This is a genomic window from Bacillus sp. FSL W8-1127, from assembly GCF_038006725.1.
Classification (GTDB): domain Bacteria; phylum Bacillota; class Bacilli; order Bacillales; family DSM-4216; genus Bacillus_O; species Bacillus_O smithii.
In genome coordinates this window covers 1,747,409-1,762,061 of sequence record NZ_JBBOVU010000001.1, presented here as the reverse complement: position 1 = coordinate 1,762,061, position 14,653 = coordinate 1,747,409, and the positions used below count along the sequence as shown (strand labels likewise).

12 protein-coding genes, 1 pseudogene and 1 riboswitch are annotated in these 14,653 nt (G+C 39.2%); of the genes and pseudogenes, 10 read left to right on the top strand and 3 right to left on the bottom strand.

Features of this window, described 5'->3' with window-relative positions; translation table 11 throughout:
- Nucleotides 1-167 precede the first annotated feature (167 nt).
- The gene (locus NST12_RS08385) at nt 168-1,727 is read right to left on the bottom strand and encodes a methyl-accepting chemotaxis protein (protein ID WP_429771026.1); all 1,560 of its coding nucleotides are present in this window, start codon (nt 1,725-1,727) and stop codon (nt 168-170) included.
- A gap of 420 nt (nt 1,728-2,147) precedes the next feature.
- Nucleotides 2,148-2,262: riboswitch (TPP riboswitch) on the top strand.
- Nucleotides 2,263-2,392: 130 nt separating this feature from the next.
- Between NST12_RS08385 and thiC the strand changes: the two genes are divergently transcribed.
- Nucleotides 2,393-4,171: a phosphomethylpyrimidine synthase ThiC gene (gene thiC / locus NST12_RS08380; RefSeq protein WP_327798289.1), complete on the top strand. Its 1,779-nt coding sequence runs from the start codon at nt 2,393-2,395 to the stop codon at nt 4,169-4,171.
- A 103-nt stretch (nt 4,172-4,274) separates the two neighbouring features.
- Here thiC and NST12_RS08375 read toward each other — a convergent pair whose 3' ends face one another.
- A complete protein-coding gene (locus tag NST12_RS08375; RefSeq protein ID WP_270584668.1) occupies nt 4,275-4,463 on the bottom strand; it encodes a small acid-soluble spore protein H in 189 nt (62 codons plus the stop codon).
- 369 nt (nt 4,464-4,832) lie between these two features.
- On the opposite strand from NST12_RS08375, the gene NST12_RS08370 reads away from it, so the two are divergent.
- From NST12_RS08370 to NST12_RS08330, 9 genes and pseudogenes are all read left to right on the top strand, one after another.
- A complete protein-coding gene (locus NST12_RS08370; protein WP_341029584.1) occupies nt 4,833-6,005 on the top strand; it encodes an RNA-guided endonuclease InsQ/TnpB family protein in 1,173 nt (390 codons plus the stop codon).
- Nucleotides 6,006-6,643: 638 nt separating this feature from the next.
- Nucleotides 6,644-7,033, top strand: a complete 390-nt coding sequence (locus NST12_RS08365; RefSeq protein ID WP_270584703.1) for an IDEAL domain-containing protein — start codon at nt 6,644-6,646, stop codon at nt 7,031-7,033.
- A gap of 320 nt (nt 7,034-7,353) precedes the next feature.
- Nucleotides 7,354-8,490: an NADH-dependent flavin oxidoreductase gene (locus NST12_RS08360; protein ID WP_270584704.1), complete on the top strand. Its 1,137-nt coding sequence runs from the start codon at nt 7,354-7,356 to the stop codon at nt 8,488-8,490.
- 419 nt (nt 8,491-8,909) lie between these two features.
- Nucleotides 8,910-9,539: pseudogene (locus tag NST12_RS08355) on the top strand (group II intron maturase-specific domain-containing protein); the annotation flags it as partial.
- Nucleotides 9,540-10,153: 614 nt separating this feature from the next.
- Nucleotides 10,154-10,729, top strand: coding sequence for a sulfurtransferase TusA family protein (locus NST12_RS08350; RefSeq protein WP_327803851.1), 576 nt, complete (start codon nt 10,154-10,156; stop codon nt 10,727-10,729).
- A gap of 19 nt (nt 10,730-10,748) precedes the next feature.
- On the top strand, nt 10,749-11,147 hold the full coding sequence (locus NST12_RS08345; RefSeq protein ID WP_327803853.1) for a DsrE/DsrF/DrsH-like family protein: 399 nt from the start codon (nt 10,749-10,751) through the stop codon (nt 11,145-11,147).
- Nucleotides 11,148-11,198: 51 nt separating this feature from the next.
- Nucleotides 11,199-12,320, top strand: coding sequence for an MBL fold metallo-hydrolase (locus NST12_RS08340; RefSeq protein ID WP_327803890.1), 1,122 nt, complete (start codon nt 11,199-11,201; stop codon nt 12,318-12,320).
- A gap of 16 nt (nt 12,321-12,336) precedes the next feature.
- Nucleotides 12,337-12,564, top strand: a complete 228-nt coding sequence (locus NST12_RS08335; RefSeq protein ID WP_327803855.1) for a sulfurtransferase TusA family protein — start codon at nt 12,337-12,339, stop codon at nt 12,562-12,564.
- A 333-nt stretch (nt 12,565-12,897) separates the two neighbouring features.
- Complete coding sequence (locus NST12_RS08330) at nt 12,898-13,692, top strand: sulfite exporter TauE/SafE family protein (protein ID WP_412677360.1); 795 nt, start codon at nt 12,898-12,900, stop codon at nt 13,690-13,692.
- A gap of 222 nt (nt 13,693-13,914) precedes the next feature.
- Here the strand turns inward: NST12_RS08330 and lexA are convergent, their stop codons facing one another.
- The gene (gene lexA, locus NST12_RS08325; protein WP_003352960.1) at nt 13,915-14,535 is read right to left on the bottom strand and encodes a transcriptional repressor LexA; all 621 of its coding nucleotides are present in this window, start codon (nt 14,533-14,535) and stop codon (nt 13,915-13,917) included.
- Nucleotides 14,536-14,653: the final 118 nt, after the last annotated feature.

The following is a 14,653-nucleotide window of genomic DNA, read 5'->3' as shown; positions in this document are numbered from 1 at the left end:
GCTTTGAAACCTGCTTACAATAAAGATGGAACCATTTAGTTGTATTACTTTTTTAATTTGAAGAGACTGTTTTGAAAAAATGATGGTTGAAATGAGGGATAAGACATTAAAAGAGCCCTTCAAACATAAAGAAGGGCTCTTTCCACGCCTTTTTTTGTTAGGAAATTTTAGTTCACTTTAAATTTAAAAACCAAACTTGTTAATTGAACAGACATGTCTGATAAATGATCGGCATCTTCTTGGACGCTCAAAATGTTTTGAGTGTGGTTTTGAGAGAATTTCGCAATTTTACTTATAATGGCACTGACATTTTGTGAAAGTTCATTCATTTCATTAACAGCTGCGGAAACTTCTTCTGAACTGGAAGATAATTCTTCCGTTGTAGCAGAAATCTCTTGTATTTTAGAAGATATTTCTTCGAAAGAGAGTATAATTTCATGAATTTTTGATTGAGTTTGTTTAGCAGAAGTGCTTCCGACCACTATATGATCTTTCACATCGCCTATTAGCTGGACGGTACGTTCTGTTTCATCTTGAACCTTCGTGATGATATCGGCAATATGATTCACTGATTGTAAGGATTGTTCAGCTAATTTGCGGACTTCATTGGCAACAACTGCAAACCCTCTTCCAGCTTCTCCATCCCTTGCTGCTTCGATCGATGCATTTAATGCTAAAAGATTGGTTTGATCTGAAATGCTTTGTATCATTTTCAATATCTCTCCAATTTTACTTGATTGGTCTTGGAGACGATAGATGCTATTGACCGATTCATCCACAACGGAACGAAGAGACTCGATATTCTTCACCATATTATCCAGTTCAGTTTTCCCTTCACTGGCTTTTTGTGATGCACTTGTAGCTAATTCTGAGACGTTGGAAGCGCTATCGGCAATATGATTAATTCCCGTTACCATCTCTTCCACTGCTATCGTGCTTTGATTAGACATTTCACTATGGTTTTCTGCGTTAGCTGAAACTTCTTGAATATGTCTATTCATTTCTTTCGTTGCTTCTAATACTTCAGCCGATGTTTTTTGCAGCGTTTCAGAAGATTGATTTACTTTATTGGCACTCTCCCCGACATTCGTTATTAAGTATCGTAAACTATACAGAAATTGATTAAATGAGTTGGCTAAAAGACCAATTTCATCTTTTGACTTGATCTTAAGTTCTTTCGTAAGATCTCCTTTTCCTTTGGAAATTTCATCTAACTGTTTTTGAATTTTCGTCAATGGACGAATGATGGAAGAAATGAAAAAGGCCCCTATAAAGATCGAAATGACCGACACAATGATGAAAACAGTGATCAGGATCCATTGATACATTTGATTTGATTTTTTGATAGACGTCAATTCCGAATGAACATGACTATTCATTGATTCTACTAGCTTTTCTACTTGAGGGTCTAAATTTTGCTTTCGTAACGTTCTTTCTTCATTAAAATGAATATTTTTTGCTTCATTTAGATTTTTTGCAGAAAACATCGCATCTTTTAACTGATAATATTGTTGTAAAGTATTATTGACATTGGATAAAAGATGATTCAGATCATTGTCGTTAGATAATTTTCGTATGGCAGACAGATCTTTTTGTATTTCTGCTTTTTTTTGCTCCGTCTCTGACTCAAATGACTTGTCGCCCGTCAGTAAATAGCCTCGTTCATCGTTTGAAATTCCTGCTAATCTATATTGGATATGTGTAAGTAATTTTTGTATTTCTTTCATTTTTTCTATACGAACGACTTCTTCAGAATTCTTTTTTTGATAGGAAATAAAGTATACTCCGAATGCTGCTAGACAAAGTATAAAAATAGACACTAGCATTACTAATCTTTGTTTAATTGTTAGTCTCAACATGGTTGTTTTTCTCCTCCGAGTATTATATTTGTCGAATTTTTGTCATGAAAATTATAACAATAAAAGGAAAATATTACTATATATAATCAAATCTTTACATTTTCTTAACAAAATGGGATCCATTTAAGAATAATCCAGTCTAAAAGGCCTATTTTTTAACGCGAAATGGAGTAGGATAAAAGTCTAAATCTTGTTGTATTTTCAATCTCGAATGAAACGAAAAAAATTTCAAATTATTCTTTACAAATTTTGTAGTTTCGTATATATTCTTTTTGTAAGTGAATATGGAATTCAAACTAGGGGTGTCCAATGAGTTGGGCTGAGAAAGAAACACGATGAAGTTTCTTAACCCTCAGGACCTGATCTGGTTCATACCAGCGTGGGGAAGTTAGTATTTTAAGATGAAAACCTATTTTTGCGGATGCTTCATACTAACATTTCCCGGGTCTGCCATAAAGGCCCGGGTTTTTCATGCTGTGGGTGGACTCTAGATTTTGTCCTTTTTAAACTATTAAAAAGGAGCGAATTGTCTAATGGTCAACCATTCAAGCAACGATGCGATTTCTATTATGTCCGGCTTTCCGGGAAGCAAAAAAGTCTATGTGGAAGGGTCTAGGCCCGATATTCGAGTGCCTATGCGCGAAATTGCATTAAGCCCAACGAACGGATCGTTTGGCAAAGAAGAAAATCGCCCAGTGCGTGTTTACGACACCAGCGGGCCCTATACAGATCCAAATGTGTCGATTGATATTCGCAAAGGATTGCCTCCATTACGTCGGAAATGGGTTTTGGAACGTAATGATGTGGAAGAATATGAAGGCCGTCAAGTGAAACCGGAAGATAACGGTTATCAAAAAAAGGACCCGAGAGCCGAACAATTTGTTTTTCCAGGATTAAAACGAAAACCTTTACGTGCCAAAAAAGGAAAAAATGTGACTCAATTGCATTATGCCCGCAATGGAATCATTACTCCGGAAATGGAGTTTATCGCTATAAGAGAAAATGTCAGCCCTGAATTTGTACGAGAAGAAGTGGCTAAGGGGCGTGCCATTATACCGGCTAACATTAATCATCCAGAAAGTGAACCCATGATCATCGGAAGAAATTTTCATGTGAAAATTAATGCGAATATTGGGAATTCAGCTGTTACGTCTTCCATTGATGAAGAAGTGGAAAAAATGACTTGGGCTACTCGTTGGGGAGCGGATACGTTGATGGATCTTTCCACCGGGAAAAATATTCACTCCACTCGTGAATGGATTATTCGAAACTGTCCGGTTCCTGTCGGGACGGTGCCGATTTATCAAGCTTTGGAAAAAGTAAATGGGGTCGCGGAAGATTTAAGCTGGGAGGTGTTCCGCGATACGTTAATTGAACAGGCGGAACAAGGAGTGGATTATTTTACAATTCATGCCGGCGTTCTGCTGCGCTACATACCGTTAACAACAAAGCGTGTAACAGGTATTGTGTCTCGAGGCGGCTCCATCATGGCTCAATGGTGCCTTGCTCATCATGAAGAAAACTTCTTATATACTCATTTTGAAGAAATTTGTGAGATCATGAAATCGTATGATGTTTCATTTTCGTTAGGAGACGGGCTTCGTCCGGGATCCATTGCCGATGCTAATGATGAAGCACAGTTTGCGGAACTGGAAACATTAGGAGAACTTACAAAAATCGCTTGGAAGCATGATGTTCAAGTGATGATTGAAGGACCGGGGCATATCCCTATGCACAAAATCAAAGAAAATGTGGATAAACAAATGGAAATTTGTCATGAAGCGCCATTCTATACATTAGGACCTTTAACGACGGATATAGCACCGGGCTATGATCATATTACATCAGCGATCGGTGCAGCCATGATTGGTTGGTACGGAACAGCCATGCTCTGTTACGTAACACCAAAGGAGCATTTAGGTTTGCCAAATAAAGACGATGTAAGAGAAGGCGTCATCGCTTACAAGATCGCCGCGCATGCAGCGGATTTAGCAAAAGGACATCCAGGGGCTCAAGAACGGGACGATGCTCTTTCGAAAGCGCGGTTTGAATTTCGTTGGCGGGATCAATTTCATCTTTCTCTCGATCCGGAAAGAGCCATGGAATACCATGATGAAACTTTGCCGGCGGAAGGCGCGAAAACAGCCCATTTTTGTTCTATGTGCGGTCCGAAATTCTGCAGCATGAGAATTTCTCATGACATCCGTGAAATGGCGCAAGGACAAAACCTTGAGTTGAAAGCTGTGATTGATAAAGGGTTGAAAGAAAAAGCAGATGAATTTAGAAAAACCGGCGGCGAAATTTACCGGTAATTCCTTTACCCGTCCATCATTATCCCCCTCCGTTATATGAGGGGGATATTTTTAAAAACAGGAATTTAAATAGAAGCTAAGCGTTTTAAATAGCTTTACCAACCTAATGGTTTTCATGTTCTGTTAATTCGGATAAGGGAACTGTTTGTTCATGTTCCGGTTGATCGAGGGGATAGATTCTGGCCTTTTCGTTTTGTTCATCTACCTGTTGGATATAGACAGGCGTTCCTTCGTATGTCACATTTGCCATAACGGGGGATGCAGCAATTTCTTTAGCCCTCTGTATATTCATATATAAAACCTCCTTTTCATTCACGGATAATCTTATTATGGAAACGATGGTGGGTTCATATACAATCAAAAACCTTCCATAAAGAATAAGATTCAATAGGAACATTTTCTCTTTGGATTAGATCCATAACTGTTCTTTTTAAACCGCAAAATATCATATCATGAAGAGGTTCTGATTCTTTTTTGCACAGAAAATGGATGAAAAACGCCAAATGTATGGATTCGTCAGTTCTCGGCTCAAAGGATACCATTTTAACAAGAATAGTGATTCATCCCCTTCCTCTTTAGGTGGGGGATGAATCGCTATTTTATTTTCTCTTCTATCCTACTATAATAACAAAAACATAAAAAAAAGGAGGTGAATCTCACCATGTATCGAGGACAGAAAGTGTATTTTTCCGCTTCGAAAGACACCATCCAGCAACTAATGGAATGTAATCGAATTTCCGCTCAAATTTGGAATGATTGTCTCACCGAAGCTAGAAATTACTACCTTCAACACAAAAAATGGATTGGCAAAACGGAATTGCAAGCCCTTCTCAAAGGAAAATATCGCTTACACAGTCAAAGTATCCAAGCGGTGGCTCATAAATATCTTTTTGCCAGAGACAGCACTCACAAAGCTATCCAAAAGGGTATCAAAACCGCTAAGTATCCCTATAAACAAAAGAAATACTTCAATACGAAGTGGGTAGACAAAGCCTTCACCATTTCTGATAATGGGAAAATAACTTTGTCGTTAGGTACACATGGCGGTAAACGCATTCCACCGCTGGTGGTCTATGCCAAAAATTTGCCGAAAGGAACCATTAAAGAAATCGAATTGTGTTATGACCATGGTTTATACCTTTCGGTATCGTATGACGATGGGCAAGAAACTCTTCCTTATACGCCTCAACACTCCGCAGCAGTCGATATGGGCGAAATTCATACCATTGCTTTGTTTTGCGACAATGGGGAAAGTGTTCTTCTGTCAGGTCGGAAACTTCGCAGTACCCACCGTCTTCGCAACAAGAAACTTCGAGAATTGCAAAAACTTCAGAGCCAATGCAAAAAAGGCTCTCGGAGGTGGAAGAAATACCAACGGGCGAAGCGGTATATCCTTTCGAAAAGTGAACGACAGTTGCGAGATGCCTTTCACAAAACCACCAAAGCGTTTGTAGATTGGTGCATCCAACAAAGCGTTTCGGATGTGTATGTCGGCAATCCCGAAGGGGTACAGAGACACACGAAAAAGAAAAGACGGAAAAACGTCAATCAGAAACTCTCCAACTGGAGCTTTGGCAAAGTAAAGCAATATCTGGAATACAAATGCCAAAGCAAAGGTATCAAGGTAACGTTTGTGAATGAAGCGTACAGCAGTCAAACATGTCCTGTTTGCCAACGAAAAAAGAAAGTGCGCACCCGAATGTATCATTGCCATTGTGGATACACTTCTCATCGGGATATTCATGGAGCAAAGAATATCTTGAGCCAAGCGTTATACGGTTCCTTTGAACCTTGGGGACAGGAGAAGATTCCAACGTATCTACGACCCGCATAAACGGGGAGTAGTAGATGGTGCGACCCCACCCACCGCAAGGTGTAGCTTCTTTTAGAACGTGGAAGATTCCCATCTTTCGAAGAAGAGAAACGCCGAAAGGTGTTTCGTGGAAGTTTCTATGTTTGGCAGAGAAGAAACCCCCATTTCTATAAGTGGCGGGAGGTTCATTAGATCATCAGATTCTAAAAGTTTTACGAAGTTCAATTGTTTGACATCCATCACTGTATCCATTAGAATTGCAGTAATCTTCTTAATGAGGATCGATTTAGTAGGTTTCAGGGCAGGCGACAATCTCTGTCGTTACTTTGACGGTAATAGGACTGTTGGTTGAACACCTACAAGCAAGTGATGGTTTTTGTGAGAATGATTTTACAGAGAAGTTGCTTATGAAAATGGAGTTGTTTTAAAGAAATAAGCATTGGTTATGGTATACTATGAATGAGCCCCTAAGAAGAAAACAGACTTGTTCAGACAAGATAGCGAATGATTCTAAACTTGACAAAAATTAAACAATATCCGTGATATTGATTTAATTTTTTCTTTTTTCATCATACTGTAAATTTTATTGTTACAGATTTTTCGCCTAGAACGATGAAAATAAAAGGCATTTCGTGAACAAAAAAGAGGAGGGGATCTGAATGGCCAGCAATTTCAGATTGGAAATAGGAGATTGGGTAAAAGGGAAGACCCGTAATGGAGAATTGCTACAAGGTTATATAGATATGACGGATCCTTTGAGGGGGGTGGTCAAAGTAACCGTTGTAAAGTCCGACAATGAAAAATTGGTCGGAAAAACGATCGGAATGTTGGAAAAAAACGTTGAAAAATTAGCTCTCTCCGATACGATGAGCGAAGAGGAAATTCTCTATTTAATCGATTTGGCTCTTTTGACAAAAGATGAAGAATGGTTCATGGAATTGTCTGCGAAACTGTCAACATTAAAAAGCGACAATCAAAAATCGGATATGAAAAATTCCGTTTGTCCAAAGGATAGAAACGGACTGAAGAGAACTGATTCAAGAGGCTGACAATAGAAGAACAATTCGGGTATGGAACGACTGAATGAAGGACGCTCATATAAGAAATAATATGGTGATATGAAAGACTACAATTGAATGATCATGTAGAAATGCCAATAATCAGATTTTATCGACCTTGAATTGAGATCGTCTTGTGTGAAGCTATCCAAGCAGGTGCTGAATTTCAACCAATTTAGTTCAATTGCTCATGATAAAAAAATCATAATGATTGGAATTTATGATAAAGGAAACAGCTAGCGGTAGTTGAGTTGTTTCCTTTCAATCATTTTACAATCTTAGTTTAGTAGATGATTGGAGGAACAGTATAGATGAATTCTAAATATACACCATTATTCGAACCCTTTACTTTTTCGAACGGAATAAAGTTGGATAATCGAATTGTAATGGCGCCCATGACCAATTTCTCTTCGAATCCGGATGGAACTGTTTCGGATCAGGAAGTGGAATATTATGTTCGCCGTTCAAAAGGTGTGGGTATGGTTATAACGGCTTGTACATACGTGACAGCGAATGGGAAAGGATTTCCTGGCCAATTCGCCGGAAATAGCGACGACATGATTCCAAGCTTGCGAAGATTGGCGACGGCAATTAAAGAAACTGGAGCAAAAGCCGTTTTGCAAATTTTCCATGGCGGTCGCTTATGTCCTCCGGAGCTCGTTCCGAATGGGGACGTTGTAAGTGCGAGCGCTGTCCCGGCAGAACGAGGTGCGGCACCTGCTGGACAGCCCGTACCTAGAGAGTTGTCGGATGCTGAAATCGAATCGATTATCCGAGATTTTGGAGAAACGACTCGACGGGCAATTGAGTCTGGATTTGATGGTGTGGAAATACACGGAGCCAATGGCTACCTTATTCAACAATTTTTCTCACCGCATTCCAATCGTCGCGAGGACCGCTGGGGAGGAAGCTTAGAAAAACGCCTTGCGTTTCCGCTTGCAGTTGTGGATGAAGTAAAAAGAATCGTCCAAACGTATGCAAAAGATCCTTTCATCGTTGGATATCGCTTTTCGCCAGAAGAACCTGAAACACCTGGAATCACGATGGCAGACACCTTGAAATTAGTGGATGCGTTGGCTGATAAACATTTGGATTATCTTCACGTTTCGCTTACAGATTTCTGGTCGACACCGAGACGCGGGGTGGAGGACAAGCGGCCGAGAATAGAACTGATCAAAGAACAAGCAGGAGATCGGGTGCCTGTCATCGGTGTAGGATCGATTTACACAGCTAATGATGCGTTAAAGGCTCTGCAAACGGGCATTCCGTTGATTGCTTTGGGTAGAGGTCTGATTATAGAACCAGATTGGGTAGAGAAAGTGAAACAAGGCAGAGAAAGCGAGATTGCCACAAAGTTAAACAAAAATGATCAGAAACGCTTAATGATTCCTGATCCACTTTGGCAAGCAATCATCTCGACACCAGGATGGTTTCCAGGCATTGAATAAACGTTTACGATGAACCAAGAATAACGGAGTTCGGAAATAAAGAAGAAGCTGGCCCCAAAAATTGGGGACCAGCTTTATTTGTGCGCCTGGCATGGGTGCAGTCTATAGGGTGAAAGTCCTGAGCCACGAAGGCAGTAGTAGCGGCTAGCTTAACGCAAGGGTGTCCGTGGTGACACGGAATCCGAAGGAAGCGAGCGGCAAACTTAGGGTCTCTCGGAACACGAACTTCATATAAGGCCAAGTATCATTGGGTGAGTTTGCAAAACAAAACAAAGCCCTTTCTGCCGAAGGTGATACAGAGTAAATGAAGCAGATGGATGGAAGGAAAGATTGCACCCTTACCCGGGGAGGTCTGACGGACACGCCAACTGAGTTGGCAACCAATTTAGCGATAGATTGCTGAACAGTTAGAATTCAGCAGAAGTCATAGTACAAATAGATACGCAGATGATTGTAATATCTTTGTCAAAAGTAGAAAAGCCGGAAAGAGAGTAATGGAGAACATGACAAACTTCATAGAGAAGGGTCTAGCACTCAAGGTCAACAGGGAAAAGACGGCATTAGACCGCCCTTGGAAAAGGGATTATCTAGGTTTCAGTTTTATTTATCATAAAGAACCAAAGATAAGAATCGCTCCGAAGAGCATTCAGAAGATGAAACATAGAATCAGGAAACTAACCAGCCGTTCTCACTCTATCTCAATGGAAGAAAGAATCAAAAGGCTAAACCAGTACCTAATGGGATGGTGTGGATATTTTTCACTAGCTGACACCCCTACTGTCTTTAAGAATCTGGATAAATGGATAAGAAGAAGGCTCCGAATGATGATCTGGAAACAGTGGAAGAAGCCGAAAACGAAAATAAAGAAACTTATACAACTCGGAGTTCAACCATATAAAGCATATGAATGGGGAAATTCGAGGAAATCATATTGGAGAATCTCTAAAAGTCCCATATTACACAAAACCCTTGGCAACTCTTATTGGAGTAGCCAAGGGCTGAAAAGTCTGTACAGTAAATATGGCGAAAAGCGTCATTTATTTGATTGAACCGCCGTATACCGAACGTTACGTACGGTGGTGTGAGAGGACGGAGGTTCACCACCTCCTCCTACTCGATTAGCCAGAAATATATGAGAGGTATCTATCTTTAACAACAGCCAAATTTTGTACGAAAGCTAAATGCTTTATTCATGAACTGGGAACAGTCCAATGCGATTCGGAGAATAGTCTAGATCAAATCATCCTTCAGAGACAAATCCATTTTGATATCATCTAAGAGAAAGTTCGATGGAGTTTCCATCAACTTATAAACCTTTTCAACAAGCAAAATTCAATTGCCCACGCCAACGTAATTCTGCATTTTTCGATCTATAAACATGTATTTGATTATTTTGTGCGTAATGACACCTTTTTCAATGAGAGACAGTATATGAATTGGAAAATTCTATCACAATAGCTTCTCATTTAAATCAGGATGACACCAAGAAAAATGGTAATTGAATTTTAAAGTTGACAATCTAATTTAGAACCCTTAATATATACCCTGGAGGGTATTAAATGAGAAGGGTTTTATTTTTTATGTTTTTATTATACCCCTATGGGTATTATAAAAGTTCAATCCCCCTACGAACTGAAATTTTAAAAGTAAAGGAGGGTCTAAAGTGAAAATTTTGTCAGATAAAATAGTGGACGCGAAAGGACTAACTTGCCCGATGCCCGTTGTCAAAACAAAAAAAGCAATGGATGAACTGGAACCAGGCAAAGTATTAGAAATTCAAGCTACTGATAAGGGATCGGTTGCTGACATCCAAGCATGGGCGAAATCCACCGGGCATCAATACCTGGGTACTGAAGTAGAAGGAGATGTATTGATACATTATCTTAGAAAAGCAAACGCCGATGAAGATGTGAAATCAGACAGCAAATTTCCAAATGTCGTTTCCAATGAGGAATTAGAAAAACGAATAGAACGAAATGAAAAAATCACCATTCTGGATGTGAGAGAACAGGAAGAATATGCTATTGCAAGAATTCCTGGGGCAAAAAATATCCCGTTAGGTGAATTAAATTCGCGAATGGAGGAATTGAATAGAGAGGAAGAAATTTATGTCATATGCCGGACTGGAAATCGAAGTGATAGGGCTAGTCAATTATTGGCCGAAAATGGATTTCAACATGTAAAAAATGTCATCCCCGGTATGTCTGAATGGAAAGGGACTATTGAAACGGATAAGTAAGTCGAAAGGAGAAAGGTAAATGACCAAAAATAAAGTAGCAATTATTGCAAGCAACGGAGGACTTTTTGACGCATATAAAGTGTTTAACATTGCAACTGCGGCAGCGGCCACAGATTCCGAAGTCGCGATTTTCTTTACATTTGAAGGATTGAATATCATTCATAAAGACGCTTATCAAAAACTGCCAATGCCTGAAGGAAAAGAACATTATGCGGAAGGATTTAAGGAATCCAATGCACCTTCGATTCCTGAATTAGTGGAGATGGCCAAAGAAATGGGCGTGAAATTCATTGCCTGTCAAATGACAATGGATGTCTTGAAATTAAAAAAAGAAGATTTCATTGACGGAATCGATGTCGGCGGAGCAGTTACTTTTTTAGAATTTGCGAAGGATGCGAACGTTACTCTAACTTTCTAAAAAAGGAGTAGAAGAAAATTGAAAGAAGAAAGATCAACTCAATTAAAAGAAATGACTCCTCATGAATTAACCGAAATCATTTTTCATAAAGAAGAGCTATTTATTTTGGACGTTCGAAATCAAAGCGAATTCCAGGATTGGAGAATTGAAGGGGAAAACATCGATATTATCAATATTCCTTATTTTGACTTGCTGGATGGGATAGAACCGGCATTGCATAAAACTCCTGAAGAGAAAAAAGTGCTGGTTGTATGTGCAAAAGAGGGATCGTCCAAATTTGTAGCAAAGCAAATGCTGGAAGCAGGAAGAAACAACGTGTATTACCTTCAAGGAGGAATGAGGGCGTGGAGTGAACATTTGGAACCTATTAAAGTGGGGGACTTATCCGATGGCGGTTCCGTTTATCAATTTGTTCGTCCAGGAAAAGGTTGCCTTTCCTACATGATCATTTCAAACGGAGAAGCTGCTGTTATAGATGCTGTCCGAACTATTGAAGTGTTTGAACAGTTTGCCAAAGAAAACAACGTTCAAATTAAATATACGATTGATACCCACCTTCATGCCGATCATATCTCGGGCGGTAGACGATTAGCTGAAAAGACTGGGGCAAGCTATTGGCTTCCGCCAAAAGATGCAACGGAAGTCACTTTTCGATATCATCCATTAGTAGAAGGAGAAAATCTTACGGTTGGGAACATCCCCATCATCATTCAACCTGTCCATTCTCCAGGACATACTATTGGCAGCACGTCACTAATTGTAGATCAACGTTATCTTTTTACAGGAGATATTTTATTTCTGAAATCAATTGGTCGACCTGACTTGGCGGGTAAAGCAGAAGAATGGGTGAATGATCTTCGGCAAACTTTGTATACATTATTTCCAACGTTCTCTGATGATCTAGTTGTTCTGCCTGCTCATTTTGGTCGAATAAGTGAGTTGGGAGAAGGAGGAAAAGTTTCCGCTAGACTCGGTGAATTATTCAAGACAAATCCAGGGTTGAATATCCGAGAAGAAGTCGAATTTCGAAAATTAGTGACAGGAAACTTACCGCCACAACCTAATTCTTATCTGGAAATCCGTCAAACCAATATGGGGAAAATCACCCCTTCAAAAGATGAAGAAAGAGAAATGGAAATCGGTCCAAATCGCTGTGCCGTTCATGATCAATAAAAGGAGTGTACAATATATGAAAAGCGATAAAATTTTAGATGCAAAAGGATTCGCTTGTCCTATGCCGATTGTCAAAACAAAAAAAACTATAGATGAACTTCAATCCGGTCAAATTTTAGAAGTCCATGCAACAGACCAAGGCGCTAAAAATGACTTCGTTGGCTGGACCAATACGACCGGACATAAATTGTTAGAATGCAAAGAAGAGGATGGAGTCATCAAGTTTTGGATTCAAAAACGATAAGTAGGAACACCCCATTTATTGGGGTGTTCCTTCATCCTTATAAACGAAACGAACACCGAGAAGACCATAAATTTCTTCTGAATAATGTCCATAAGGGCAAGCTTTTGTGCAGCAGAGAAGATCATTAGAGCATGTTAACCTTTCATTGCATTTCGGACAATAGTCGATGAATAGTGATCGAATAAATCGAATCATCAAATAACCTCTCTATTCCTATAAATTTAATTGGTTATATTATACATTGTGAATCGGGATTAGTATACGAATTTATATCGAATTTACATTGATTTTATGTGAATAAACTAAACCAAAATTCGTCTCCAGAAAGAAGGAATCAGTATATTTATGTATCTTGTGATGTTCTTCATTGGGTTCATCGGTTCATTTTTTTCCGGAATGCTTGGTATAGGAGGTTCTATTATCAATTATCCTCTTTTATTATATGTACCAGACTGGTTGAACGTCAGTCATTTTACAGCAAAACAAGTATCCTCCATCAGCATGTTTCAAGTGCTTTTTTCTTCTCTCTCTGGCGTGATTGCCTATTGGAAGATGAGTAAAAAAGATGTTTCTTTCGTCCACAAAGGACTTGTACTTTATATGGGAGGCAGTATACTGATCGGAAGTTTGATAGGAGGAGTGTGCTCTAAATTTTTACCAAGTGAAAGTATTAATATTGTCTATGGCGTTCTCGCAGTTCTTGCCGTCCTATTGATGATCATTCCACAACATAAAAGCTGTGATCGAATGCAGGTGAATGAGATCACTTTCAACCGAGTTTTGGCAATGGTAATATCTTTCGTAGTCGGAATTGTATCTGGAATTGTCGGCGCTGGAGGGGCTTTTATATTGATTCCTATCATGTTAACCGTTTTGAAAATCCCAATGCGTATCACGATTGCTTCTTCCTTAGCTGTTGTTTTTCTTTCTGCAATCGGAGGGGCTTTCGGAAAATTGACTACGGGAGAAATTCCATTTTGGGCAACTTTTTTTGCTGTTGCGGGGAGTCTTTTAGGTGCTCCATTAGGTTCTTTCATGAGTAGAAGAATGAATGTGAATATGTTGAGATATGGACTAATGGTGTTAATTTCATTGACAGCAATAAAAATATGGTACAGCATTCTATGATAGAAAAGAATTTGGTATGAGAAATCGTTTTCTTTATATCTAAGCAAAAATTAGCAAAATCGCAAAAGAATATTGTATATATTTTTATTTATTAAATGTAGAAAGAAAAAAGCGTTCATCTTCAGGCGATGAGCGCTTTTTTCCGTAATGCGTCATAACGTATTGCAACTGTACATATATAAGAAAGTAAGACAAGCTTTTTCCGTTTATGGTATACATCCATTAATGAATTTCTCTGTAAATTCCAATCACTTTTCCAAGAATTTTCACATCACGCAAAATGATTGGTTCCATTGATGAGTTTTCAGGCTGAAGCCTTATGTAATCTTTTTCTTTAAAAAATCTTTTGACAGTGGCTTCATTTTCGTCTGTCATAGCGACAACAATTTCCCCATTTAGTGCGGATTGCTGTTGGCGGACGATGACGTAGTCTCCATCAAGAATTCCAGCTTCAATCATGCTGTCACCCATAACTTCCAGCATAAATATCTGTTCATCGCTGGGTGCCAGCCTCTCTGGAAGAGGAAAATATTCTTCAATATTTTCAATGGCCGTAATGGGAATCCCGGCTGTTACTTTCCCAACAATTGGTACATTGATCACATTTTGGCGCGGAATGATATCATCTTCGGCATCGAGTATTTCAATCGCTCTAGGCTTTGTAGGGTCTCTTCTAATCAACCCTTTTTTCTCAAGACGCGCCAAATGGCCATGGACAGTCGAACTGGAAGCTAGCCCTACTGCTTCGCCAATTTCACGCACAGATGGTGGATATCCTTTCGTTTTCACTTCGTTCTTAATAAAATCAAGGATTTCTTGTTGCCTCTTTGATAACTTAGTCATTTTAAGGCAGCCCCCCGTATCTCTTTCTGTTAAAGGTATTATAGCATGCCAAGAGTTGGAATACAAACATAAGTTCGAAAAAAGAGTTGACTCAAACAAATGTTCGTATTACAATCTT

Bases quoted from the DNA above. Each gene is read 5' to 3' on its own strand.
- NST12_RS08335 (WP_327803855.1), top strand. From the start codon at position 12,337: ATGAAAAGCGATAAAATTTTAGATGCAAAAGGATTCGCTTGTCCTATG.
- thiC (WP_327798289.1), top strand. From the start codon at position 2,393: ATGGTCAACCATTCAAGCAACGATGCGATTTCTATTATGTCCGGCTTT.
- NST12_RS08375 (WP_270584668.1), bottom strand. From the start codon at position 4,463: ATGAATATACAGAGGGCTAAAGAAATTGCTGCATCCCCCGTTATGGCA.
- NST12_RS08385 (WP_429771026.1), bottom strand. From the start codon at position 1,727: ATGAAAGAAATACAAAAATTACTTACACATATCCAATATAGATTAGCA.
- NST12_RS08345 (WP_327803853.1), top strand. From the start codon at position 10,749: ATGACCAAAAATAAAGTAGCAATTATTGCAAGCAACGGAGGACTTTTT.
- NST12_RS08340 (WP_327803890.1), top strand. From the start codon at position 11,199: ATGACTCCTCATGAATTAACCGAAATCATTTTTCATAAAGAAGAGCTA.
- NST12_RS08365 (WP_270584703.1), top strand. From the start codon at position 6,644: ATGGCCAGCAATTTCAGATTGGAAATAGGAGATTGGGTAAAAGGGAAG.
- lexA (WP_003352960.1), bottom strand. From the start codon at position 14,535: ATGACTAAGTTATCAAAGAGGCAACAAGAAATCCTTGATTTTATTAAG.
- NST12_RS08370 (WP_341029584.1), top strand. From the start codon at position 4,833: ATGTATCGAGGACAGAAAGTGTATTTTTCCGCTTCGAAAGACACCATC.
- NST12_RS08360 (WP_270584704.1), top strand. From the start codon at position 7,354: ATGAATTCTAAATATACACCATTATTCGAACCCTTTACTTTTTCGAAC.